This is a genomic window from Candidatus Pelagibacter sp. (genome assembly GCF_052049775.1).
GTDB lineage: Bacteria > Pseudomonadota > Alphaproteobacteria > Pelagibacterales > Pelagibacteraceae > Pelagibacter.
This window is the reverse complement of record NZ_JBNGZH010000029.1, coordinates 1-24,917: the sequence shown is the minus strand read 5'-3', so window position 1 is coordinate 24,917 and position 24,917 is coordinate 1. Positions and strand designations below refer to the sequence as shown.

The 24,917-nt window shown below is 29.1% G+C and carries 28 protein-coding genes; 8 read left to right on the top strand and 20 right to left on the bottom strand.

The window, feature by feature from the left end:
* The first annotated feature begins 3 nt into the window (after positions 1-3).
* Together ACTT83_RS04375 and ACTT83_RS04370 are read left to right on the top strand one after the other, a co-directional pair.
* Positions 4-471, top strand: coding sequence for a TspO/MBR family protein (locus ACTT83_RS04375; RefSeq protein ID WP_440918905.1), 468 nt, complete (start codon positions 4-6; stop codon positions 469-471).
* Positions 471-1,574 (top strand): NAD(P)/FAD-dependent oxidoreductase, encoded by a 1,104-nt coding sequence (locus ACTT83_RS04370; RefSeq protein ID WP_440918904.1) that lies wholly within the window; start codon positions 471-473, stop codon positions 1,572-1,574. Before ACTT83_RS04375 ends, ACTT83_RS04370 begins: the two co-directional genes overlap by 1 nt.
* Here the strand turns inward: ACTT83_RS04370 and ACTT83_RS04365 are convergent, their stop codons facing one another.
* The 5 genes from ACTT83_RS04365 to ACTT83_RS04345 all read right to left on the bottom strand — a co-directional run bounded on the left by ACTT83_RS04365 (position 1,575) and on the right by ACTT83_RS04345 (position 5,848).
* Positions 1,575-3,029, bottom strand: a complete 1,455-nt coding sequence (locus ACTT83_RS04365; protein WP_440918903.1) for a protein adenylyltransferase SelO — start codon at positions 3,027-3,029, stop codon at positions 1,575-1,577.
* Between the two features lie 6 nt (positions 3,030-3,035).
* Positions 3,036-3,611: a peptide-methionine (S)-S-oxide reductase MsrA gene (gene msrA / locus ACTT83_RS04360; protein WP_440918902.1), complete on the bottom strand. Its 576-nt coding sequence runs from the start codon at positions 3,609-3,611 to the stop codon at positions 3,036-3,038.
* A gap of 92 nt (positions 3,612-3,703) precedes the next feature.
* Positions 3,704-4,903 (bottom strand): NAD-dependent formate dehydrogenase, encoded by a 1,200-nt coding sequence (locus ACTT83_RS04355; protein ID WP_440915972.1) that lies wholly within the window; start codon positions 4,901-4,903, stop codon positions 3,704-3,706.
* A 77-nt stretch (positions 4,904-4,980) separates the two neighbouring features.
* Positions 4,981-5,445 carry an HPP family protein gene (locus tag ACTT83_RS04350; protein WP_440918901.1) on the bottom strand — a complete coding sequence of 155 codons (465 nt, stop codon included), beginning with the start codon at positions 5,443-5,445 and terminating at the stop codon, positions 4,981-4,983.
* A 4-nt stretch (positions 5,446-5,449) separates the two neighbouring features.
* Complete coding sequence (locus ACTT83_RS04345; protein ID WP_440918900.1) at positions 5,450-5,848, bottom strand: iron-sulfur cluster assembly scaffold protein; 399 nt, start codon at positions 5,846-5,848, stop codon at positions 5,450-5,452.
* A gap of 86 nt (positions 5,849-5,934) precedes the next feature.
* On the opposite strand from ACTT83_RS04345, the gene ACTT83_RS04340 reads away from it, so the two are divergent.
* Together ACTT83_RS04340 and ACTT83_RS04335 are read left to right on the top strand one after the other, a co-directional pair.
* Complete coding sequence (locus ACTT83_RS04340; protein ID WP_440918899.1) at positions 5,935-6,840, top strand: DMT family transporter; 906 nt, start codon at positions 5,935-5,937, stop codon at positions 6,838-6,840.
* A 5-nt stretch (positions 6,841-6,845) separates the two neighbouring features.
* On the top strand, positions 6,846-7,961 hold the full coding sequence (locus tag ACTT83_RS04335) for a serine/threonine protein kinase (RefSeq protein WP_440918898.1): 1,116 nt from the start codon (positions 6,846-6,848) through the stop codon (positions 7,959-7,961).
* 7 nt (positions 7,962-7,968) lie between these two features.
* On the opposite strand, the gene ACTT83_RS04330 is transcribed toward ACTT83_RS04335, so the two are convergent.
* The 13 genes from ACTT83_RS04330 to rpsF form a co-directional block, all read right to left on the bottom strand.
* On the bottom strand, positions 7,969-8,700 hold the full coding sequence (locus ACTT83_RS04330; protein ID WP_440918897.1) for a hypothetical protein: 732 nt from the start codon (positions 8,698-8,700) through the stop codon (positions 7,969-7,971).
* A gap of 108 nt (positions 8,701-8,808) precedes the next feature.
* Positions 8,809-10,164, bottom strand: a complete 1,356-nt coding sequence (locus ACTT83_RS04325; RefSeq protein WP_440918896.1) for an MFS transporter — start codon at positions 10,162-10,164, stop codon at positions 8,809-8,811.
* A 58-nt stretch (positions 10,165-10,222) separates the two neighbouring features.
* Entirely contained in the window at positions 10,223-11,083 is an 861-nt protein-coding gene (locus ACTT83_RS04320; protein WP_440918895.1) for a DMT family transporter, read from the bottom strand.
* Complete coding sequence (gshB, locus tag ACTT83_RS04315) at positions 11,080-12,006, bottom strand: glutathione synthase (protein ID WP_440918894.1); 927 nt, start codon at positions 12,004-12,006, stop codon at positions 11,080-11,082. The genes ACTT83_RS04320 and gshB overlap by 4 nt, the downstream gene beginning before the upstream one ends.
* Entirely contained in the window at positions 11,996-13,291 is a 1,296-nt protein-coding gene (locus ACTT83_RS04310; protein ID WP_440918893.1) for a glutamate--cysteine ligase, read from the bottom strand. The genes gshB and ACTT83_RS04310 overlap by 11 nt, the downstream gene beginning before the upstream one ends.
* A gap of 17 nt (positions 13,292-13,308) precedes the next feature.
* Complete coding sequence (locus tag ACTT83_RS04305) at positions 13,309-13,875, bottom strand: HD domain-containing protein (RefSeq protein ID WP_440918892.1); 567 nt, start codon at positions 13,873-13,875, stop codon at positions 13,309-13,311.
* On the bottom strand, positions 13,876-15,357 hold the full coding sequence (purF, locus tag ACTT83_RS04300; protein WP_440918891.1) for an amidophosphoribosyltransferase: 1,482 nt from the start codon (positions 15,355-15,357) through the stop codon (positions 13,876-13,878). It lies immediately after the preceding gene.
* Positions 15,311-15,856: a CvpA family protein gene (locus ACTT83_RS04295; RefSeq protein ID WP_440918890.1), complete on the bottom strand. Its 546-nt coding sequence runs from the start codon at positions 15,854-15,856 to the stop codon at positions 15,311-15,313. The genes purF and ACTT83_RS04295 overlap by 47 nt, the downstream gene beginning before the upstream one ends.
* Positions 15,857-15,860: 4 nt before the next feature.
* Complete coding sequence (locus tag ACTT83_RS04290; protein WP_440918889.1) at positions 15,861-18,248, bottom strand: efflux RND transporter permease subunit; 2,388 nt, start codon at positions 18,246-18,248, stop codon at positions 15,861-15,863.
* A gap of 21 nt (positions 18,249-18,269) precedes the next feature.
* On the bottom strand, positions 18,270-19,688 hold the full coding sequence (locus ACTT83_RS04285) for a replicative DNA helicase (RefSeq protein ID WP_440918888.1): 1,419 nt from the start codon (positions 19,686-19,688) through the stop codon (positions 18,270-18,272).
* A gap of 67 nt (positions 19,689-19,755) precedes the next feature.
* Positions 19,756-20,214, bottom strand: a complete 459-nt coding sequence (gene rplI, locus ACTT83_RS04280) for a 50S ribosomal protein L9 (protein ID WP_440918887.1) — start codon at positions 20,212-20,214, stop codon at positions 19,756-19,758.
* On the bottom strand, positions 20,215-20,487 hold the full coding sequence (gene rpsR, locus ACTT83_RS04275; RefSeq protein WP_440918886.1) for a 30S ribosomal protein S18: 273 nt from the start codon (positions 20,485-20,487) through the stop codon (positions 20,215-20,217). It abuts the gene before it with no gap.
* A gap of 2 nt (positions 20,488-20,489) precedes the next feature.
* Entirely contained in the window at positions 20,490-20,843 is a 354-nt protein-coding gene (rpsF, locus tag ACTT83_RS04270; protein WP_440918885.1) for a 30S ribosomal protein S6, read from the bottom strand.
* An 87-nt stretch (positions 20,844-20,930) separates the two neighbouring features.
* Between rpsF and fabD the strand changes: the two genes are divergently transcribed.
* From fabD to gmk, 4 genes are read left to right on the top strand one after another with little or no spacing between them, the layout of a single operon-like run.
* Entirely contained in the window at positions 20,931-21,857 is a 927-nt protein-coding gene (gene fabD, locus ACTT83_RS04265) for an ACP S-malonyltransferase (RefSeq protein WP_440918884.1), read from the top strand.
* Entirely contained in the window at positions 21,854-22,591 is a 738-nt protein-coding gene (fabG, locus tag ACTT83_RS04260) for a 3-oxoacyl-ACP reductase FabG (protein ID WP_440918883.1), read from the top strand. The genes fabD and fabG overlap by 4 nt, the downstream gene beginning before the upstream one ends.
* Positions 22,592-22,638: 47 nt before the next feature.
* Entirely contained in the window at positions 22,639-22,878 is a 240-nt protein-coding gene (locus tag ACTT83_RS04255) for an acyl carrier protein (RefSeq protein ID WP_008544320.1), read from the top strand.
* Between the two features lie 7 nt (positions 22,879-22,885).
* Positions 22,886-23,518, top strand: coding sequence for a guanylate kinase (gene gmk / locus ACTT83_RS04250; protein ID WP_440918882.1), 633 nt, complete (start codon positions 22,886-22,888; stop codon positions 23,516-23,518).
* On the opposite strand, the gene rsmA is transcribed toward gmk, so the two are convergent.
* Positions 23,513-24,295: a 16S rRNA (adenine(1518)-N(6)/adenine(1519)-N(6))-dimethyltransferase RsmA gene (gene rsmA, locus ACTT83_RS04245; protein WP_440918881.1), complete on the bottom strand. Its 783-nt coding sequence runs from the start codon at positions 24,293-24,295 to the stop codon at positions 23,513-23,515. The two genes, gmk and rsmA, sit on opposite strands and share 6 nt — an antisense overlap.
* Positions 24,292-24,917: 4-hydroxythreonine-4-phosphate dehydrogenase PdxA (locus ACTT83_RS04240; RefSeq protein WP_440918880.1), on the bottom strand; the 626-nt coding region annotated here is incomplete at its 5' end. The genes rsmA and ACTT83_RS04240, both read right to left, overlap by 4 nt.

Below are 24,917 nucleotides of genomic sequence, written 5' to 3'. Positions count from 1 at the left end.
TTAATGTTAAAAAATAAATTTTTATCATTCATACTTTTTTTTATTATCACATTTTCAGCCTCATTTATTGGAAGTTTAGTCACAATTAATTTTAAAGACCCTTGGTATTCTCAATTAGTCAAATCTGATTTTAACCCACCTGATTGGATATTTGCACCTGTTTGGACAACGCTATATCTAATGATGACAGTTGCTATTTGGTTTTTTTGGCATAGTAAAAGTAGAGACATGAACACGATTTATATTTATTTTATTCATATTATATTTAATACAACTTGGAGTATCGTTTTTTTTGGATTACACCAAATTTTTTTAGCTTTAATTGTTTTGGTAATCTTAATTGGTTTAATAATTACTTTAGTAATTAGATATAAGCGTGTCAATTTTGTGAGTTATTATTTAATGATTCCCTATTTACTTTGGTGTTGCTATGCATTATTTCTGAATATTAACTTACTAATATTAAATTAATGGATGATGTTGTAATAGTTGGTGGTGGAATAATTGGAGCCGCGACTGCTTACTTTTTATCAAAAGAGGGCAGAAAAGTTAAAGTTATAGAAAAAGACCCAACTTATAAAACTGCTTCTTTTCCTTTGTCATTAGGTGGCTTTAGAAGACAATTCTTCCAAAAAGAAAATATTTTATTAGGAAAATTTGCCAGAGAATTTATTTTTCAAATTCCAGATTTATTAAAAACTGAAAAAAATCCAAAACCCACTGCTAGTATGGTGACCAATGGTTATTTATTAATGTTTGGACCTGAGCATGCAGATGAACAATATAAAGCGCTCGAAAATCATAAAGCTTGTGATGCGGGAACAAAAAATATTAAAGGCTCCGAGTTGAATAATTTTTTTCCATATATCAATAGTGAGGGAATTGAAACAGCGACTTTTACTGACAATCAAAGTGAGGGATGGATTGACCCTTTCATGTTTCATAGTGCTCTAAAAAGTAAAGCAATTGATCTTGGCGCAGAATTTGTTAAGGGTGAAGTTAAATCTCTTTCAGAAATTAACGCTAAGACAATTATTTCAGCAGCTGGATGTTGGACTAAAGAGCTTTTAGAAGATATCCCTGTTGAACCTCAAAAACATACAGTTTTCAGAGTAAAGTGCCCAAAACATATTCCTGAAATGCCATTAACGGGAGATCTAACAACAGGAGTTTATTGGAGACCTGAAGGCAAAGAATATTTAGCGGGTTCACCAAAGTCAGTCTTTGATGCCAAAGATCTTGAACCTGCATGGGATGATTTTGAAGAATTGGTTTGGCCAGCATTAGCTCACAGAATACCGGCTATGGAAGAATTAAAATTAAATGGAGGATGGGCTGGATATTATGATTGCAATCGACTTGATAACAATGCAGTTGTTGGAAAACATCCAAAATTTGAAAATGTTTACTTAGCAACAGGTTTCACAGGAAGAGGATTAATGCAAGCTCCGGGAATTGGTAGAGCATTAACAGAATTGATTACGACGGGTGCTTATCAATCAATTGATATTTCAAATATGGCTGTAGAGAGAGTTTTAGGTAAACAGGCGAGACATGAGCCATATGTTCTTTAATTAAGTTCCACAAAATGTTTGATAATTTTCATTTGAACTGGATAATATTTGGTATTCACTGATATCTTTTTGATCAGTATAGGGGCTATTTAAGATTTTTAAAAAGTTAAGCAAAGGTTCCAAATTTCCTTGATCTGCATCTCTAAGAGTATTTTCAACTATATGATTTCTTGGAATTAAAAGAGGGTTTGTACTTCTCATTAATTTTTTATGCTTTTCCTTTGAATTATCATGACTTGATGATCTTTCCTGCCACCTTTTTTTCCAGTTGCTAAAATCAGTACCTTCATAAATATTATCTTCTTGAATTTTAAAGTTCATCAAGTGGCAAAATGTATTTGTGTAATCAACTTTATTTTGATGCATCCAAGTGAGTAAGTCTAAAATTAGGTACTTATCTTTTTTATCCGAACCAATTAAGCCCAGCTTAGCTCTCATCATATTTAACCACTTTTCTTCATATGTTTTTTCAAAAGTGTCAATTATTTCAGTTGCTAATTTTACAGCTGTGTCTTGGTCTTTATCAATCAAAGGTATCAAGCACTCAGCAAATCTTGAAAGATTCCATTTGGTTATAACCGGCTGATTGCAATAAGCATATCTACCTAATTTATCAATTGAGCTAAATACAGTTTTTGGATCATAAATATCCATGAAAGCACAGGGTCCGTAGTCAATGGTCTCACCAGCTATACTCATGTTATCTGTATTCATTACACCATGAATAAATCCAACTCGCATCCAATTGACAACTAAATCAATCTGTTTATCTAAAACAACTTTTAAAAGATCTAAGGCTTTATTTTTTGAATTTTCAATTTCTGGGTAATGTCTTTTGACAACATAATCAAATAATGTCTCTAACTCACCTTTTTTATTCCTTGCTGCAATATACTGAAAAGTTCCTACTCTAATATGACTTGATGCTACTCTGGTGAGTATAGCACCTTCTAATTGTGTCTCTCTGATTACATTTTCTCCAGTTTTTGCAACTGCTAAACTTCGTGTTGTTGGAATATTTAAGGCATACATTGCTTCACTTATTAAATATTCTCTAAGCATAGGCCCTAACGCTGCTCTTCCATCTCCATTTCTTGAAAAAGCAGTTTTTCCTGAGCCTTTAAATTGAATATCGTATCTATGATTATTTTTAGATACATGTTCTCCAATCAAAACTGCTCTCCCATCACCAAGCATTGTAAAATGGCCAAATTGATGACCTGCATAAGCTTGTGCTATTGAATTACTATTTTTTGGCAATTCGTTTCCTGTAAATATAGCCGATAATTCAGTCTGACTTATTTCAGAAAAGTCTAAATTTAAATCTTTGGCCAAAGACTCATTTAATAAAATCAGTTTAGGATTTTTAACTTTTACTGGATTTATCTTTTCTCTAAATGGCTCAGGCAATTTGGAATATGTGTTATCAAAATTCCAATTGATATTATTTTTCATAAATTGTTACATTTTCCAAATTCTATTTAAAATCTCTTCTCTTCTACAAGCTTTTTTATATTTTAAATAATTTAAAAAATATACTTGATAATAATCTTGATGACGATCTTCAGCTATATAAAATTTTTCAAATTCTTTAATATAAGTAACAACTTTTTTATTAAATTTTTTTTCTAGTCTTTTAAAATCTTTTTCAATTAAGTTTTTTTCCTTTTGATTTGTATAAAAAGCTGCAGATCTGTAGCTATAACCTTTGTCACAAAACTGACCATAGGGATCAAATGGATCTATATTGAGCCAAAAATTTTTTAGTAATTCTTCGTAAGTTATTAAACTTGCATCATAAATTACTTCTACAACTTCAAGGTGACCTGTATTTCCATAAGTAACTTCTTCATAGGTTGGATTTTCAGTTTTTCCTCCAGAGTATCCTGAAATCACTTTCTCAACACCTGTTAATTTCTCAAAAGACTCTTCCATACACCAGAAACAACCACCAGCAAAATATGCTTTACTTTTTTCAGATGCCAATACTGAATTTGTAATTATCAAGTTTAAAAATATGAATAATAAAAATCTCATGACTAAAAATTTATACAAAAATTGGGAATTGAGTCTAGATTATTAAAGGTAGCTACCTTAAGTAGCTTACCTTTAATAATTAAAAGAATGATTTATTTTTTCTTATATTTAGCTGCCTCTTCAGAACCACCTGTGGCAGATCCTTTACTATATGAGTGAGCACCCATTCCAGCTAATTGTCCATCTTTGACGATAAGATATTGATCTCTAATTTCTTTTCCTTCAAAGAAACATTCTAAGATTTCTCTTACACCATCAGCATATCTTGTTTGAGCTGACAAAGAAGTTCCAGAAGTGTGAGGTGTCATACCATGGTTAGGCATTGTTCTCCATACATGATCATTTGGAGCTGGCTGTGGAAACCAAACGTCTCCAGCATAACCACTTAGTTGACCACTCTTCAATGCTTTTGCAATAGCATCACGATTACAAATTTTACCTCTTGCAGTGTTTACAATATAAGCACCTTTTTTCATTTTGCTTATCATTGCATCGTCAAATAAGTTCTCAGTCTCAGGATGGAGAGGGCAATTTATAGTCACGACATCACAAACTTTAACCATAGACTCTACTGACTCATGAAATGTTAAGTTTAATTCTTTCTCAACACTATCTGGTAATTTATGTCTATCAAAATAATGTAAGTGTACATCAAATGGTTTCATTTTTCTTAATGCATCTAAACCGATACGGCCAGCGGCAACAGTTCCAATGTGCATACCTTCAACATCATAAGATCTTTGCACAGCATCTGCTATGTTCCATCCACCTTCATTAACAATTCTATGTTGGTTGTGATAGTCTCTCACCATTGATACAATCATCATTACAATGTGTTCAGCAACAGATCTTGAATTACAAAAAGTTACTTCAACTACATCAATTTTGTTATCCATAGCTGCTTGTAAATCTACGTGATCAGAGCCAATTCCGGCTGTAATAGCCATTTTTAAGTTTTTAGCTTTAGCAATTCTTTCTTTAGTTAAGTAGTAAGGAAAAAAAGGTTGAGAAATTACTATATCAGCGTCAACGATATGTTTATCAGCCTCACATCCATCTCCATCTTTACTATTAGTAACTACTAGCTCATGTCCATTACTTTCTAAAAATTTTCTTAATCCTAATTCTCCTGAAACACATCCTAACAATTCTCCTGGATTAAAATCTCTTCCTTTTGGTGAAGGTAAGGTCATCCCATCTGGATATTTTTCTAGTTTAGGAAGATCTTTAAGTGGATATGACTTAGGCATTCCTCCTTTTGGATCATCATATAATACACATAATATTTTCATTTATTCTCCTGCGTTACTTTCGATCATTAATTTATTTTGAGACATCTAACATTATTTTAATGTCGCTAGCAAACAAATTATTTTGTTTTTGGATAACTCTTTTTAAGTATAAATTTATTAATTATAATAGCAAAAACCAGAATAATTATTGATCCTGAAATTATTGGGCTTAACAAATAGTCTAGTGAGACACTACCCATAATAACTATAATTGGATTTCCACCTGCAGGCGGATGTGTTACATTTAACAATATCATTAGACCCACTCCAAAACCAACTGCTAATGGTATAATTATAAATAATGGCAAAGGAAATAAATATAAAAAAAACATTCCCACTGTTGCAGTTACTAGATGCCCAAAAAAAACATTTTTGGGTTGGGCAAAGGGGCTTTCGGGATATCCATACAACAGAACCATTGATGATCCAAAAGATGCAATAAGAAAAATCCCAAATTCAGTTTTATAAGTCAATAAAGTTAAAATACCTATAGTGATAATTGAAAATAAACCTGCAATAAAAGATTGTTTTAAATTACCCATGAAATTATTTTGATACTATTTTTTTTATTGTTTTAAAAGGTAATAAAATACATTCTTTACGAGATAGATTTTTATTATTAAATATTTTATTCAGCGATTTCCATTTTTTTTCAATATTTTCAACGTTTCCCTCAAAATAATGTTTGGCATCGTCGCACAATTCATTAATTTTAGATTTATTTTCATTCATTGAAATTTTTGAAAGTAAGCTTGCTGAAGCCTGACAATAAACACAGGACTTACCTTGATAACCAAAATCAACAATTTTATTTTTTTTGATAACCAAATCTATTTGCATCTCATCACCGCACATTGAATTTTTCAATTTTGAGTGGTGCGTATAGTTTTTGATACTTTTGTTATTGTTGGTATCAGAGGCTATTTTAAGAATATCCAAATTCATATTAATTTATTATATTAGCGCTAATACTTTGTATAACAATTTAATTTATGTTGTAGTACTAATCAATTAGATCTAAATATTCGATTATGGTTGAACTTAGAAATGAAAAAATAGCTGTACCAGTCGTTTTATTTGCGGGAATACTTTGGTCGTTTGGTCCTCTGGTAGTGAGATATATGAATGATCCTCATATGGTTCCTTGGCAATATATTTTTGGTAGAGGTTTAACTATTTTTATTATTTTAAATTTATATTTATATTTTGAAGAAGGAATAAATTTTTACAAAAATTACAAAAAAGTAGGTAAATCAGGATTGGTCGGTGGCATGGGTCTTGGTATTGCAATGATTTCATTTATTTATTCAATTACAAACACTACAGCAGCAATTACTTTGTTATGTTTAGCTGCAATGCCTTTTTTTACTGCATTATTAGCTTTTTTATTTTTAAAAGAAAAAATTTCTCTTAATGTTTGGATATCAATGCTTATTGCAACTGTGGGTATTATAATCATGGCTGTTGGTAATACTGAAAAAAATTCTTTAATAGGTTTTGTTTTTGGACTGACATCATCAATAGGATTTTCAATTTTTTCAGTTACTTTAAGATGGAGAAAAGAAACTCCAAAATTTACAACAGTTGCTGTTGCAGGTTTATTTTGTTTCATAACTGCTACGATTATGATTTTGGTCAATAAACAAACTTTTTTTGCAACTAGTTATAATAGTGCAATGTTTTCTTTACATGGGGTATTAGTCTGTTTAGGTCTTATTTTATATTCGATAGGATCTAAAGCAATCCAAGCTGCAGAGTTAACATTATTGTCTCTGACAGAGGTTATTGGTGGAATTTTTTGGGTATGGTTACCATTGTTTGGGATTAATGAAATTCCATCTACTAACACAATAGTAGGTGGTTTCTTTCTGTTTGTTTCACTTATTTATTATAGTCTTATCATGAGGTGGAATAAGAGATACATCGCACTAAATTAAATTTAATGGATAGAAATAAAGTCATTGTAAATAGTTGGAATGAGTGGGATCCATTAAAACATGTAATTGTTGGCAGGGCAGATGGTGTATGCATTCCAGCACCTGAACCAGCACTTGATGCTAAAGTTCCTGAAGACTCTGATATGAAAGGTAAATTTGGTCCAAGAACAAAAGATGCAATAGATAAAGCTAATCAATTGTTAAATGATTTTTCAGAAATGTTATCTAAGCGTGGTATAAAAGTAGATAGACCAACACCAATTGATTTTAATCAAAATATTTCAACCCCTGACTGGAAAGTTGAAACTATGTTTGGTTGTATGCCCCCAAGAGATGTTTTATTGACTGTCGGCAATGAAATTTTAGAAGCGACTATGAGTTATAGATGCAGATGGTTTGAATATCTTTGCTATCGACCTCTCTTAAAAGAATATTATAATTCAGACCCAAACATGAGACATGAGTCGGCTCCTAAACCTAGATTGACTGATGCAGATTACAGAAAAGATTATTTGTCTGATAAAATAGGAATTGAAAAAAGGTTAAAGTGGACTGAAGATAAATTTTTTGTAACAACTGAGGAAGAACCTTTATTTGATGCAGCAGACATACTTCGATTTGGAAAAGACTTAATTGTACAACATGGTTTCACCACAAATTTAAAAGGTATTGATTGGTTAAAAAGACATTTTAAAGATCATAGAATTCATGCAGTAAACTTTCCGGGTGACCCATATCCAATACATATAGATGCAACCTTTACTCCTATAAAAGAAGGTTTGATTATAAATAATCCTCAAAGAAAATTACCTAAAGGTCAAAGAAAATTATTTGAAAATAATGGATGGGAAATAATTGATGCCGCTCAACCAGCTCATAATAAACCACCACCACTTTGTTATTCATCTGTTTGGCTTTCAATGAATGTTTTAGTGTTAGACCCTAAAACAGTTTGTGTTGAAAAAAGTGAAAAATATCAGGCAGAACAATTAGACAAGTTAGGTATGGAAGTACTTCCAGTAGATTTAAGGGATGCTTATGCTTTTGGAGGCGGACTTCATTGTTGTACTGCTGATGTTTATAGAGAAGGGGAAATCAAAGATTATTTTCCAAAACAATAAAAAAAGATTAATTTTCTTTAGATTTATCTATATTAAAATTCTCTAATCCACTTGATGAACTTTTAAGATTTTTGTCAATTTCATCAAATCTTGCTCTTTTTTCTATTTCTTTTTGAATAAGTCTTTGTTCACGTCTAATTTCTTCTTGTTCTTTTTGCTTTTGTTCTCTGTCAAATTTTTCTTCCCACTCTCTTATTTTGATAAACTCAGCTTCTTTTTGTCTATCTTCCTCTTCTTTCAATATTTTTAATTCTCTATTTTTACGTCTTTGCTCTTTTAATTCTTTATTTTTTTGTTCATCTTCCCTTACTTTTAAATCGATATCTTTTCTATTTTGCTCTTCTTCTCTAGTTTTTAATTGTTTTTCTTTTTCTCTTAATTCTTTTGCAACGAGCACTAATTCTTCATCTTTTTTCGTTAGTCTTTCACTTTCAATTTTTTGTTGATCTTCTTTAGACCTAATTTCTTTTTCTCTTATTCTTAGCTCTTCTTCATTTGAGCGGATTTTACTACTTTCTTTATTGAGCCTATCCTCCCAAAGTTTCAATTCTTTCTTCTCCTTTTGATAAGAATTTCTTTCCTCAAGTTTTTGTAACTTAATAGCTTTGATTTTTTCTTGTTCTTTTTTTTTCTTATAATTAGTTAATGCGCTGCTAAGCGAACTTGTCGTAAACGATGCTATTTTAGCAAGCCCGTTAGTTTTTTTTTTAATTTTTGTTTTCTTTTTTTTTAACGGCATTTTTTAATTTTTATTTATTTCACTAGATAAATGAAAATTATTCAATAAGATTCTCAAAAAAATTTTTATAGTCTGACTTAAATGAGTTACAACCTGAAAGGGATATATTTAGTATGTCACTTCCTCTTTTTGATCTTCGGTCTCGTCTTTTTTATATTTTACACCTTTTCTTTCTAAAATTTCTTTAACTTTTTCAGAATATGGTTCCTCTATGTGTTCAGTAGTAGGATTGAGTTCAATACCTGCTGGAGTTATGGTTTGTGGCATAGCAACGAACTGAGAGTCTGGATTTTCAACAGTTTTTCTAACTTTCATTCTATATATTCCAAAAAATCCAATAAAAGAATGAAAAATAAATAGAAACACAAAGAAACCATTTGGTCCAACTAGATCCATAAATATTGAACAAAGAAATGGACCGCTCATCGCACCTAATCCAAAAGCAAATTGTAACCCTGCTCCTGCTGCAACAAATTTTTCTTTTGAGATATAATCATTTGTGTGTGCCAGGATCAAAGAAAACATTGGTAAACTACAAAATGAAAAAAGAATAAAGAAAAAATAAAACCATGTTTTACTAGTTGCAAGACCACCTGGTAGATACATTTGTCTTGAAACAAATATTGCAATTATTGCGAATATTGCTGCTCCAAATGTTGAAAACACAATTACTCTTCTTCTATCGTAAATATCTGAAATTTTACCAACTGGAAATTGGGCTACTGCACCTGAAATTGCTAGCAAGAAAGTTACAATTGATATTTCTAAAATAGTGAAGTTCATAGAGGTAGCATAAACTGCTAGCAATGTGAATAAAGCAGATTGTATTGTTCCATAAAAAAGAGAGCTCACCATACCAAAAGGTGAAGCTTCATATAATTCTCTCATATTCATGGCTTGTATTTTTTTAAAATTTGGTGGTTTTTTTTTAGTTAGTAAAATAGGTATTAAAGCAGCAGAAGTAATTACTGAAACTAATATAAATGGTTGAAAGTTTTTAGGACTACTAAAGTTAAGTAAAAACATACCAATACCCATGGTTCCATAAAGTATGACCATATAAATAGAAAGCACGCTGCCTCGATTTTTATTACTTGATCTGTCATTTAACCAACTTTCTGCAACCGTATAAATGCAGACCATGCTTACACCTGTAAGTATTCTTAATAAAAACCATATGAATGGATGAATTATAACTGAGTGAATTAAAACAACTAATGAGGCTAAAGATGCAAAAGCTGCAAAAACTCTTATGTGACCAACTCTTGAAATTATATTTGGAATAGTTGCGGCACCAATAAAGTAACCTACAAAATAACCAGACATCATAAATCCAGTTGAAGTAAGGCTAAATTCTTCTTGGACCGCTCTTACTCCGAGTAGAGAGCCTTGGAATCCATAAGCCATCATGATGAAGCCCATTCCCAAAAATAATGCCCAGGAGTTTTTTAAAACTTTATTCATAAAAATTGAGGTAATTATTCGCGATGTATTATTAAATCAAGTCTTAATTGTGACGAGCTTAAGAATTTTTGAGTTTTAAGTACGAGTGAATTGCGATGGTAGTGATTATAATTAGACCACCCTGAAGTGTTTCTAAACTAGGCTGTTCTTTTATGATTAACCAAACCCAAATTGGACCAATTATAGTCTCCAGCAGAAAAAAAAGATTAACTTCTGCAGCAGGTATAAACCTTGGTGCAATGGTTACTAACACAAAAGGTATCGCTACACATAAAATACACATCATAGGAACTATCAAAAGATCTTTACCAACTAATGCAAAACTTTCGATAAAAAGTAATGCAAAAGTTGCTACAAATAATTTGCCAACTACCGCAGCAGGAACTAAATTTTTATTTTTAGCAGATCTGATAATAACTGCTCCAACCGCTAAACCTATCGCAGTTATAAATCCTAAAATATCTCCATAGAAATTACCTAACTTCAAAGAGTCGTAGAAGATATATATTATTGCTAAAAAAGTAATTATTATAGAGGTCCAAGTTTTTTTATCAGGTGGTTCTTTTAAAAATATAGCTCCAAGAATAGCTGATAACATTGGAGCGGTCGCAATCATAACCAAGGTATTGGCAACGTTTGTATTTTGAATTGAAACAACAAAAGTTATATTAGTTACACTAAATGTAATTACATAAAATATTCCATGATAACTACTAGTGAAAAGAATTTTAAAGAAATTTAACTTATAAATGATTAACATACCTATCAAAACTGTCATAAAAGGAATAATTCCCCTATAAAAAACTAAACCCCAAGTATCTACATTTGAAAGTCTTATAAATAGTGAGTCTGGTGTAATAAACATTACAGCAACAAAGGCCAATAACGATCCCTTTTGTTGGTCTGTAAGATTTTTCACGCTTTTAATTCTTTCCAGAAAGTTGATGCTAAATTTATTTTTGAAAGGTCGTAGAAAGTTTTTAATCCAGTAGGTGATGTAACATTTATGTCACCATTGAGTTGCTCATCTATAAAGTCAATCCCAGCAAAGAAAATTTTATCTTTTTTTAAATCTTTACTAATCAATTTTGATATTTTCATTTCTTTATTAGTTAATTTTACATTTATTGGTTTTGCACCTTTGCTTAAATTACTTAAAAATGAGCCTTTTTTTGGAATTCTTGATATTGCGCCGCATACTTTACCATTTATTAAAAAAACTCTCTTATCTCCCTCTTTGATCTTAGGTAAATATTTTTGACACATAATATGACTGTGTTTTTTAATAAATTTTTGAAAAAATTTTAGATTAAACTTGATCAATAAATATATATTGTTTCCACTATAGCTATTGATAGGTTTTACTATCACTTTTTTATGTTTTTTAAAAAACTTTTTAATTTCATCAATATTTTGTGAAAAAATAGTATCAGGCATAAATTTTTGATATTTTGTGGAAAAAAGTTTTTCAGATACATTTCTTATTGCTGTTGGATCATTAATAACTTTAACCCTTTTTTTTATTTTATCTAAAATAAGAGTTGAACAAATATATTCTAAATTGAATGGTGGATCTTGGCGAATAAGTAAATATTTACACTTAACTAGCTCTAGTTTTTGTTTTTTTAAAATTTCGAAAAATCTTTTTTTTTTATAATCAAATTTGATGAAGAATCCTTTAGCAATTACTTTAAAATTAATGATAGATAAATCTTTTGGATCATAATAGAAAATTTTGTAATTTTTCTTTTGTATTTCATGAGCTAAAAAAATACTGGTATCTGTTCTAGGGTTAAGTTTAGAAGGATGATTTCCCTGGATAGCAATAATTTTATTTGTCATATAATTCAGTTAAATCTTCATCTTTAGAAAATTTAATAATCATATGATGTGCATTTGTAGTTTTATTATCAATCACTTTTTGTAAATGATTTAAAAATATGGTCTCGTTTTTTCCACTTTTATTAACTATATCTCTCTTTTCTAATCCCTTTTTAGATAAATCTAATAATTTTGAAGACCAATAAAGCAGGTCTTTACCCATAAGCTGGGTATTAAAACCTTTTTGTGGTGCTTCTAAATATGCATTCATAATTTTATCTTTATCCCAACTAGAAATTAATTCATAAACTTCATCTACATTTCCATATAACATTCCAACATTAAATGCTGGGCCCGCACATAGACAATCCCAACCACAAGTATCCATCGATCTTAATTCAATATATTTTTTAAGTCTATTCTCCGTAAAAATTGTACTTAAATGAGTTGATAAATCATTTTCATCGGGCAGACGATTATTTATTTCTTTAATATTTCCTGACATGAAATCACTGAAATTGTATCCTATACCTGAAAAATAATTTTCTTTTTGTTGTATAAACAGAATTGGAAAATTAATCACAAAATCTGCATATTTTTCAAAATCAAAGTTTTCTAGGAACAATTTAGGCAAACCACCTCGTGAAGTATTTTGCCATACTTTTGATCGATAAGATAAATAATCACTTTTTTTCTTCTCAACTATTGATGAATTAGCGAATAAAGCAATTGAAATAGGTACCAGAGAATTAACTATCTTAAATTTTTTTTTAAAATCTTCTTCCGAACAGTAATCTAAATTTAACTGCGTTCCACAGGTTCGATACATCATATCAAGACTTAATTCTCCCCCAAAAGGCATATCTCTTGTCATAAGTTTGTATCTTTTTTTAGGGTTATTGGGGATCTCATCTAATTTTGATATTGGATCAAAACCTGCACTTACAATTTTAATGTTAAGTTTTTTTGTGACCTGTTTTAACTCAAATAAGTAATCATAAGATTCTGCACATGCTTCATGAATATTAGTAAGTTTATCACCAGATAATTCAATCTGATTACCTGGTTCAAGAGTAATATTTTTACCACCCTTATTTAAACCAATAATATTGTTGTTTTCTAATACAGGATTCCATCCAAATTCAAGTAGAGCTGAAAACATTTCCTTTATTTTTTGATAATCAATTCTCTTATTATTTTGACTATCAAATAGAAATTTCTCATGTTCGATACCAATTTTAAACTCTTTTTTGTTTTTAATTCCAGACTTGAAATATTCAATTATTTGCTCTTTTTCTGTAATCATAGATATAAATTTTATTTTTAATTATTCTTTAGAGAAGAGTATGGTTTTCTAGAAAAAATTTTCTTTACAATTGGTTTGAAAAATTCCAATGGTAAAGATTCATATTTAGGATCAAAAGAATTTTGATCATATTTTTCACAAAAATCTACTGTATCTTGATAATATTTATGATCTTTATATTTATCTCTTCTGTTTTTATCACCACCTAAATGATGTGCATAATAATACATTTGAAATTCTCCATGTTTTTCAATTATCCAATGAGTTTTTTCTGATACATAGGGCTTTAAAATTGAAGCAGCATACTCAGAATGATTCATTGGTGCCAATTCATCCCCGATGTCATGCAACAGACAAGCTACAACCATCTCCTCGCTTTCACCATTTCTATGAGCTCTCGTAGCACTTTGAAGTGAGTGCTCAAGTCTTGATACCTGATAACCTTCCAAGGTTTCATTTAATCCAGACATAAATTTTAATATTCTATCAGCAGTTTTACTAGCAAAATCTTTTTCATGTTTATCTAAAAAAAGATAATCCTCTTTAGTTCCATTTTTCATTTCAGTAAAACTTACTTTTTTCATTTAATTATTAGATGCAGTATTTAATAATGATAATTGTGTGATTTTACTATCACCAAGTTCATCGATAGGTTTGACAGGATAATCTCCAGTAAAATAATGATCAGTTAATTCAGGATAAGTCTCATTTCTTTTATCAAAACCAATTGCCCGATACATTCCATTCACTGACAAAAATTTCAATGATTTTGCACCTATGTACTCACAGATTTCTGAGTTACTTTTATTAGCAGCAAGTAATTCTTTTTTAGTTGGCGTATCAACTCCATAAAAATCAGGAAATTTTATTTCTGGACAGGCAATTCTAACATGAACTTCTTTTGCACCAGCATCATATAGCATTTTAACTATTTTATGGGATGTGGTGCCTCTTACTAGTGAGTCATCTACTAAAATTATTTTTTTGCCTTGAATTGTTGATTGATTGGCGTTTAATTTTAATTTAACACCTAAACTTCTGATCTTCTGACTTGGTTCAATGAAAGTTCTTCCGACATAATGATTTCTGACTAAACCAAGCTCAAATTTTACATTTAAGGATTGTGCAAAACCTAAAGCAGCTGCATTTCCAGAATCTGGCACTGGTACAACAATATCAGCATTTATATCATTTTCTTTTGCAAGTTCTGAACCAAGATTTTTTCTATGTTCATATGCAGTTTTTCCATCAAGCATGCTATCTGGTCTTGCAAAATAAATGTATTCAAAAACACAAGGTCTAACTTTTCTTGGTGGAAATGGCTTAATACTTTTCAGTTCATTATTTTCTATTAAGACAATTTCACCATTTTCAACTTCTCGTATGAATTTTGCGCCAATTATATCTAAAGCACACGTTTCGGATGCTAGGACATAACTATTCTTTAATTTTCCAATCACCAAAGGTCTTATACCAAAAGGATCTCTAACACCTACTAATGAAGTTTGAGTTAACATTACTAAAGCGTATCCACCTTGAATTTGAAAAATTGCATCAACAATTTTATCTATTGTTTTTGCCCGTTTTGATTTAGCAATTAATTGAACTATTGTTTCTGTATCTGATGTTGTGTAGAAAATTGCACCTTCATCAACTAACTTTTTTCTTAAAGAAATAGAATTGGTTAAATTTCCGTTATGAGCTACGCCGATCCCTCCAGCATTAGTATCAGCGAAGAAAGGCTGAATGTTCCTAAGAGTATTTTCACCTGTTGTGCTATATCTATTATGTCCAATAGCATAATCTCCTTGAAGCTTTTTTAATATTTTTTCTTTATTAAAATTATCACCTACCAAACCAAATCTTTTTTCAGAAAAATATTGTTTACCATTAAAGGTAACTATACCACATCCTTCTTGACCTCTATGTTGGAGAGCATGAAGTCCTAAGGCAGTTAGTGCAGATGCATCTTTGGTATTACTTATTCCAAATATACCACACTCTTCTTTGAGTTTAGGCTCAAATATTTTCAATTTTCTCTTTAGATTTTTGATATGTTTTTTCATCAGGAAACTTTTCTAATAAATAATTACTACCTTTTTCTAAATATGGAAAGATTAATGATTTACTTAAATTTACTGGCCATTTATCGTGATTATATACAATGTGTACACCTGAGAAGATACATACAGATATAATATAAGCTTTGATAAATCCAAAAAAGAATCCAAACATTGTATCTATACTTCCAAGGCCAGTGAAACGGACAGCTTTTTTAATACCTCTGTTAATCATTAGAATTAGAAATAAAACAATTACAAATATTGTAATTCCTAAAACTATATCTAAAACATACTCATTATCTATTATGCCTTTCAAGTAAGGTTTTGCTCTAGGGAATATTATCAATGTAATTATGTAGGCTAGAAACCATTTAGCCATTGACAGAATACTTAAAACAAAACCTCTTTTATAACATCCAATTAATGCAAAAATTGTGATTACTAAATACACAATATCTAAAACATTTGTAGTCTTATAAAAATCTACAACAAAATCTTGCATCTAGTTATTTATTAAAGGGTTTGACCAATAGTATTAAAGAGGGAAGTAATGTTAAAACTGAGACCATAGCCAACAACATTGCTAATCCAGTAAAAACACCAAAATAGATCGTTGGGATAAACTTTGACAAAACCAATATTGAAAATCCAAAAACTATTGTTATAGATGTATTCAAAATTGCTTTACCAACTGTAGAATGGCATAAAATAAGCGTTTTATTATAATCTTTCGAAGTATTAAATTCCTCCTTAAATCTATAAATATAATGAATACTATTATCAACAGCTATTCCAATTGTAATTGCGGCTATTGTAATTGTCATCATGTCTAATGGAATTCCTAATAAACCTATTATTCCTAATATAAAAAAAGCTGCTATAAAATTTGGTACTACACCAATTAGAGAAAGCTTAATATTTTTGAATAAGATCACAAACATGCCAAATATTCCTATCATCACTAAACCTAAAGTTAGTATTTGAGATTTAAAAAGACTTTGGAGTAAGTTATTAAATAGAATTAAAACTCCACCAAGTTTGAACTCACTTTCTTTTAAACCTAATTTATTTTTTAAATCATAATTAATTTTTTTTATGAGATCGTTTCTCCTCAAATTTTCTTGGGAGTCAATAATCCGCAGATTAATTCTTGCCTCGTTATCTTTTATAGAGATATATGGATCAATTATTTCAGTCTTAATACTCTCAGGTATTTTTGAATAAAGGACACCCATTTCTAATGTTCCCAAAGGTTTATTATTATTTAGCATTGTTGCCACATCTATTATTGATGAAAAGGATATGACTTTTCCAACTTGAGGCAAATCATCTAGATAGTTATGAACAGAGGAAATTCTATCTATTTTATCTTTGGTAAACCAATATTTATCATTATTCTCATTTTCTTCATCTCCCCAATCTTCAAAATCATCTTCATCATCAGATTTCTTGTTTTCTCTCTTTGGAAACTTCAAAATTACTTCAAGCGGAGTTGTTCCACCTAATTTTTCATCTATAAGTTTCATACCTTTATAAATTTCAGTTTTTTTACTAAAGTAATTTATGAAACTATTTTCAACTTCTAGTTTGCTTATACCGATTAAACTTAGAACGATTATCATAATAGTAAAAGTAAAAATAGTTTTATGATTATTTAAAGAAACTTGAGCTAAGAAAGAGGTAATTTTTGACTCTTCTTGTTTTTTTAAAAAGATCTTATCTTTTGGCATAAAGTTTATAAGAGATGGAAGTAGTGTAAATGTAATAATAAATGACGTAATTAAACCTAGCGTCATCATCCATCCAAAATCAATAATCGGCTTTATTTCACTGAAGATTAAGGACAAAAAAGCAATAATAGTTGTTAAAGCAGTATATAAAATTGGCCAAAACATTTTATTAGTTGTTAAAGTAATCAGCTCTATAACTTTTTTGTTTGGATGAATTTCTTTAATTTGTAAAAATCTTGTGCTCATGTGAATATTCATCGCCATTGTTAAAATTAACATTAATGCAATGAAGTTTGAGGAAATAACTGTAACTTTCCACCCTAATAACCCAAGCAAGCCTGTCATGATAATTACTGAAAAAAAACAACTACTTATCGGGACAACAATCCAAATTAGTTTTCTAAATACAAACCATAATGTTGCTATAATAAATAGTAAAACACCCAATCCAAAAACTATTATATCACTTTTAATAAATGTCATCATATCGTCGGCAATCATAGGAATTCCACCTAAATTTATTTTTCCAACATTATTGTAGCTTTCAATGACATCTCTAATTTCAAGAATATTTTGATGATTTTGTTTTTTTATTAAATCTTTATGAGCTTCAATCTCTTCTTTTGTTTTATTAGGAATATTTTCTATTGTTTTTTTACTTTTAATATTAACTATGATTCCGGAGGTTTTACCATCCTCGCTGATAACAAAATTTCTGAATACGGGGCTACTTAAAATCTCTTTAAAACCTCTTTCTCTATCTATGTCTTCATCTTTTAAGGTCTTAAAATTTTCTAATCTCTCTTGTAAAGGAGCATCCGAATTATTTAATAAAGGAACATCTAAAAGTGTAATAACGCTATGAACCCATTTTAAACTTTGAATTTTATATTTTAAACTGAGAAGATTGTTTATAGAAACATCAGAAATCATCCCCTCATTAGGAGAATAAGTTAATATCAAAAATTCTTTTGATCCATACCTATTTGAAATTTCTTCGAGATATTTAAGGTCTGGATCTCCATCAATTAACAGTGTATCTGATGAAGCATCTAGTTTAAAATCTTTGGAATAATAGCCAAAAGTAAATAAGGCTATAACCAAAAATATCACTATTACCTTTGGATTTTTTAGAATTGTATTTTGATAAAATTGGGCAATCATCTTACCCTTTTATATTGGAATTTAGTTAATTTGAGTATCTTTAAATTTAGTAAACATTGCCTCAAACTCTAGAAATACATTTCCAGTTGGACCATGTCTTTGTTTACCAATAATTAATTCTGCCAGATTAGATACTTCATTCATCTTTGCTTGCCATTCAGCATGTTCTACAGTTGCTGGCTTTGGTTCTTTATTTTCTAAATAATAAGATTCTCTATATACAAACATTACTACATCTGCGTCCTGCTCTATCGAGCCTGACTCTCTTAAATCTGATAATTGTGGTTTTTTATTATCTCTTTGCTCAACTTGTCTTGATAATTGTGAGAGAGCAACTACAGGTATTGATAATTCTTTAGCGATTGCTTTTAAACCTTGAGTAATTTCTGAAACTTCTTGAACCCTTCCATCTTTATAATTCAAAGTTCCTCTCATTAATTGAATATAATCGACAATAATCATATCAAGACCATGAGTTCTTTTTATTCGTCTTGCTCTATTACTCATGGCTGCAATTGTTATTGCTGGTGTTTCATCAATATAAAGTGGAAGTTCAGATATATTTTTTGAAGTTTCTATAAATTTATCAAATTGTTCATCGGAAATTTTACCTCTTCTAATATCATTTGATTTAATTCTAGATTGTTCAGCTAAAATTCTTGTAGATAATTGTTCAGATGACATCTCTAGTGAAAAAAAAGCAATGGATGATTTCTTGCCACTTTCTTGTAATTTTTGAGCTGCATTAAAAGCGATGTTGGTAGCAAGTGCTGTCTTTCCCATACCAGGTCTTCCTGCAATTATGATCAAATCAGATTTGTGTAATCCTCCCAATCTATCGTCTAAATCTCTTAGTCCTGTAGGAACTCCTACTATACCCTCATCATTTTTATAAGCAGCAGAAGCCATATCAATTGTATCTTTTAATGCTTTATCAAATTTTATAAAGGAGGAGCTAAAAGATCCTTTCTCAGCTAATTTAAATAATTCTTTTTCTGAGTTTTCAATTATTTGTTGTCCACTTGTATTAAGATCACCTAACTTAGCATCATCAATAGTTTGCTCAGAAATTTTTATAAGTTCTCTTCGTACAAACATATCGTAGATAATTTTTGAGTATTCGATTGCTTGTCTTACAGAGGTAGAAAATTTTGTTATTTTTACTAAGTACTCTGGGACATTTAGTTCGTCTTTTTCATCTTCAAAATAATTTTTTAAAGTAATAGGATTAGCTAACAATCCTTTATAAATTAGATTTTCTATTGCACCAAAAATCTTTTGATGCATTGGATCGTAAAAGTTATTACTTGTTATAATAATATTAATTTCATCAAAAATCTCATTCGAAACAAGTATAGAACCAATCACTGCTTGTTCAGCTTCAATATTATTTGGTAATTCTTTGAATTTGTCTTTAACGATTGTTAAATTATTTTCCACACTACATAGTATGTCAATTTATCTGACAAATGAATTTTAAATATTAATTGGGGAAAAAATTGTATAATTATTGAATAGTTTCTGCTGACTCAACTACAATATGTATCTCTGCATCAATCTCAGAGTGTAAAGATACTTTTACTTTAAATTTTCCAAGAGATTTGATTTCTTTAATTGGTTGTATCATTGATGGTGTAATATCTAACTTTTCTTTTTCTTTAATTAGTTTGGAAATTTCTGTAGGTTTGACCGAACCATACAACTCCTTATTCTCAGTTGAAAGTTTTTTTACAAAAAATTCTTTTTTATTTATTTTTTCAGCTATTTTTTTTGCCTCTTGTTTTTTTTCATTATCTTTTTTTGATAGTTGGGTTTTAATTTTTTCAACTTGATTTATATTTTCTTTTGAAGCATATAATGCCTTTTTATTTGCGATCAAAAAGTTTCTAGCAAAACCTCTCTTTACATCTATAATTTCGCCTATAGATCCTACTCTTTTGATATTTTCTAGTAATATTACTTTCATTTAAATTAAAGCCAAATTTCTTGCTCTTTTTATTGATAAAGATAACTCTCTTTGTTTTTTTTGACTCACATTAGTTATTCTTGATGGAAGAATTTTACCATTTTCTGATACATATCTTTTCAATAACTTAACATTTTTATAATCAATTTTTGGAGCACCTTTGACCGATAATGGGCAATTTTTTTTAAACTTATATTTATTTGGCTGGAAAATACTTAATTTTGCAAAATTACTTTGTTTACTTTTTTTATTTCCACTTTGTCTTTTAGGCATAACTAATTATTAGGACTTTCCTTTTTTTCAGAGTCATCTTTTTTTGAAAAAAAATTTGTTTCAAGATCAAATTTTTTTACTTTTACAGTTAAAAATCTTAACAATTTTTTATCAATCGATTCATTCTTTTCAAGTTCATTAACTACATTTCCTTTGCCTTTAAATTTAAAGTGAATGTAGCTTCCTTTTTTATTTTTTTTTATTAAATATGATAAATTTAACAAACCCCAATTTTCAGTTTTTACTATCTCACCATCATTTTTTTCAATAATGCCTGAATATTTTTCAGTTAATTGTTTTATTTCACTTGGAGAAGTGTCTTGTCTTGCAATTATGGTATGCTCGTATAAATTCATAAAGTTTCTTTAATAAAAAATGAGGATATACTATTATAAATCTTTAATTACAATAGCAAAAACAATAAAAAATATAGGTTTTTTTAGATGTTTTCTTTAGTATTCCCAGGACAAGGTTCTCAAAAAATTGGAATGGGAAAAGATTTTTTTGAAAATTACGAATTGGTAAAAGATCTTTTTAAAGAAGCTGACGAGTCATTAGGCATAAGTATATCAAAAATAATTTTAGAGGGGCCTAAAGATGAATTGGATCTTACTGTAAATACGCAGCCAGCAATATTTCTTATAAGCCACTCAATTTTTCAGGTAATGAAAAAAGAATTCAATTTGGATCTTGATAATGCAAAATATTATGCTGGCCATTCACTAGGAGAATATTCAGCTTTATGTGCTGCTAACTATCTGAGTTTTACAGATACCATTAAACTTTTAAAAATTAGAGGTGAAGCAATGCAAAATGCTGTTCCAAAGGGTGAGGGAGGTATGTTGGCTGTTTTGGGTTCAAAAGTTGAAATAATAGAAGATCTTTTGAAAGAAAATAAGAATAATTTTATAGTACAAATTGCTAATGATAATTCTGAGGGTCAGATTGTTTTAAGTGGAAGAATTAGTGATATAGAAAAATTAATCCAGGTCTTGAAATCAAAAAATGTTAAAAACATAAAATTACCGGTTAGCGCCCCTTTTCATTGCCAACTTATGAAAAATGCTACTGAAATTATGAGGAATGAAATCCAAAAATTAGATTTTAAAGAGTCTAAAAATAAGTTGATATCCAATGTGACAGCAAAAGAAATTTTAAATAAAGAAGAGCTTAAAATGCTTTTGATTGATCAAATAGAGAATAGAGTTAGATGGAGAGAAAGTGTAGACCATATGATTAGTAATGGAGTAAATCATTTCATTGAAATTGGACCAGGAAAAGTATTAACTGGTTTAATAAAAAGGATAGATAAGAACGTAAAAACTAATACAATCAATTCAGTGAGTGATATAAAAGATTTAAAGCTATGATTAATTTAAAAAATAAAAATATCATTGTAACTGGCGCATCAGGTGGAATAGGTAACTCGATAGTAAAAAAATTAAGTGAGTTTGAGGCCAATATATTAGCAACGGGTACAAAAATTGAAAAATTAGAGGAATTAAAATCAAAAATTAAAAATGTTAAAATTTTAGGTTTTGATGTCTCGCAAAGTGAAAAAATTGAGGAATTCATTGATAATGCTACAAAACAACTTGGAGGAAAACTAGATTGTATTGTGAATAATGCCGGATTGACACAAGATAACCTAGCCATTCGTATGAGTTTTGAGGAGTGGAAAAAAGTAATTGATGTAAATTTAACATCTACTTTTCTATTAAGTAAATTTGCCATTAAAAAAATGTTAAAAAATAAATCAGGGAAAATTATTAATATTACATCAGTTGTTGGTCATACTGGAAATTTAGGCCAAACTAATTATACAGCATCTAAAGCAGGTATAGTTGCGATGTCAAAAAGTTTAGCAATTGAGTATGCTAAGAAAAATATAAATATTAATTGTATTTCACCTGGTTTTATAAAAACAGCCATGACAGATAAATTGGATGAGAAATTTAAAGAATTAATTATATCTAAAATACCCTCCGCAAGATTGGGAGAGCCCGAGGATATAGCTAGTGTAGTTCTTTTTTTAGCCTCAGATCAATCAAATTACATTAATGGTGAAACTATTCATGTAAATGGAGGTATGTATATGGCTTGACAAAACAAGTTTTTAAACTATTAAGAATTAAACTATAAAGGATCAAAATGTCAGAAGATGTCTCAAGTAAAGTAAAAAAAATAGTTGCTGATCACTTAGGTATTGATGAAGCTAAAGTAACTGAAGAGTCAAGTTTTATAGATGACTTAGGAGCAGATAGTTTGGACACTGTGGAATTAGTTATGGCTTTCGAAGAAGAGTTTGGTTCAGAAATATCTGATAGCGAGGCTGAAAAAATTTTAACGGTGGGCGATGCTGTTAAATTTATTGAAGGAAAAGCAAATTAATTCTTAAATGCCCACAAATAATGATGGGGTGATGATAATTTTATCTTCTCCGTCTGGAGCAGGTAAGACTACATTGGTTAACTTGTTATCTCAGCAAGATAATTTTGAAATTTCAATTTCTCATACAACCAGAAAACCTAGAATTAATGAAATTCCCAACAAGGATTATTTTTTTGTTAATGAAGATGAATTTAAAAGATTAATCAAAAATCAGGAATTTTTAGAATATGCAAAAGTTTTTAAAAATTTCTATGGTTCCACAAGAACGCCAGTTATAAACAATCTCAATAATGGTAAAAATGTGCTTTTTGATATTGATTGGCAGGGTGCTGATCAAATTAAAAATAAAAAATTAGATTATAAATTAATCACTTTTTTTATACTTCCTCCTAGTAAAGAAGTTTTATTTGAAAGACTATCCAACAGAGATATGAAAGATAAACTTATAGTAGAAGAGAGAATGAAACAATTTGAGCATGATGTGTTGCATTGGATTAACTACGATTATGTTGTGATCAATAATAATTTAGAAGATTGTTTTAAAAAAATTTATAGCTTGATTCAAGCTGAAATAAAAAATGGATCAAAAGATTATGACAAAGATTTTATTAGAAACCATGTCGAAAAACTTACATCATAATTTTTCATATTCTTTAGTTAACTCGTAATACATCTCATGACTTAAATTATGTGGTCTTAAATTTAAATCAATTTTAAGTTTTCTGAGTATATCAAAATTATTTTGAAATATTAAATTATATGGTCTTTTAAGTTTTTTTCTTCTTTGATTGAAAAAAACTCTAGTTATTTTCTCTAAGTTTTTTGGATTAATGAATTTATAAAAATTTTTTTTTGGTTTGAAAAATAACAATGAACTATCAACTTTAGGTTTTGGAGAAAAACTTGAAGGTGCAATATCGCAAATTTTTTGTATATCTAATCTCCAATTGGCTAATATTGATAGTCTTCCGTAATTTGAAGAGTTAAACTTGGATATAATTCTATTCGCTACTTCCTTTTGGAACATAAGGATTAAGAAATCAAACCAATAATCGTTATTTTCTAGATTTAGAATCCATTTAGCTAATATCTCTGTTGATATGTTGTAGGGTAAGTTCCCAAAAACAATTAATTTTTCTTTGTAAATTCCTTTTTCATCTATTTTTAAAATATCGTCATTAATTATATTTATTTTGTCTTTAAATCTTTTTTTTAAAAAAATTGATAAATTTTTATCTTTTTCAACAACTATCAATTTTTTTGAACCATTTTTAAGAATATGTGAAGTTAAATTTCCTGTTCCTGGTCCAATTTCAAGAATTGATTTATTTTTAATTTTAACTATTGATACAATTTTACTTAATATATTTTCATCTACTAAAAAGTTTTGACCCAAACTTTTTTTTGCTTTGATCACTTCTTTGAGTCTAAAAAAGTCAATGCTTTAACAAGACTTAATGGATTAGATTTATTTTTACCTAACATTTTATGATTTGGTCCGTGATCGGGAGAAATCCTTAAGAATGGAAGACCTAAAGTGATATTAATTGCATCATATTCAAATAACGTTTTTATGGGTGTTAATACTTGATCATGGTACATCCCAATTATTACATTATATCTTTCTCTATTTTTTTTTAAAAAAATTGTATCTGCAGCAAAAGGTCCATAAACATTAAAATTTGAATTTGCTAAAGACTTGATTGCAGGCTTAATAATCTTTTCATCTTCATTGACATTTCCAATACTTTCGCAATGTGGGTTTAATCCAGTTATTGCTATTTTGGGTTTCAGTTTAAAATGTTTTTGATAAAAATTGTTTATTAATTTTACCTTTTCATTAATCAATTTTCTTTTAATTTTTTTTGAGACTTTTTTAATAGGCATATGAGTTGTCAGAGGACAAACAGAAAGATTTTTGTTATAGATTAACATAGCAAATTTTTTGGTTTTTGTTCTATTAGCTAAATATTCAGAAATACCTAAGTATTTTTTTTCTAAAAAAAATTTTTTTGAAATAGGACCATTAATAAATTTAT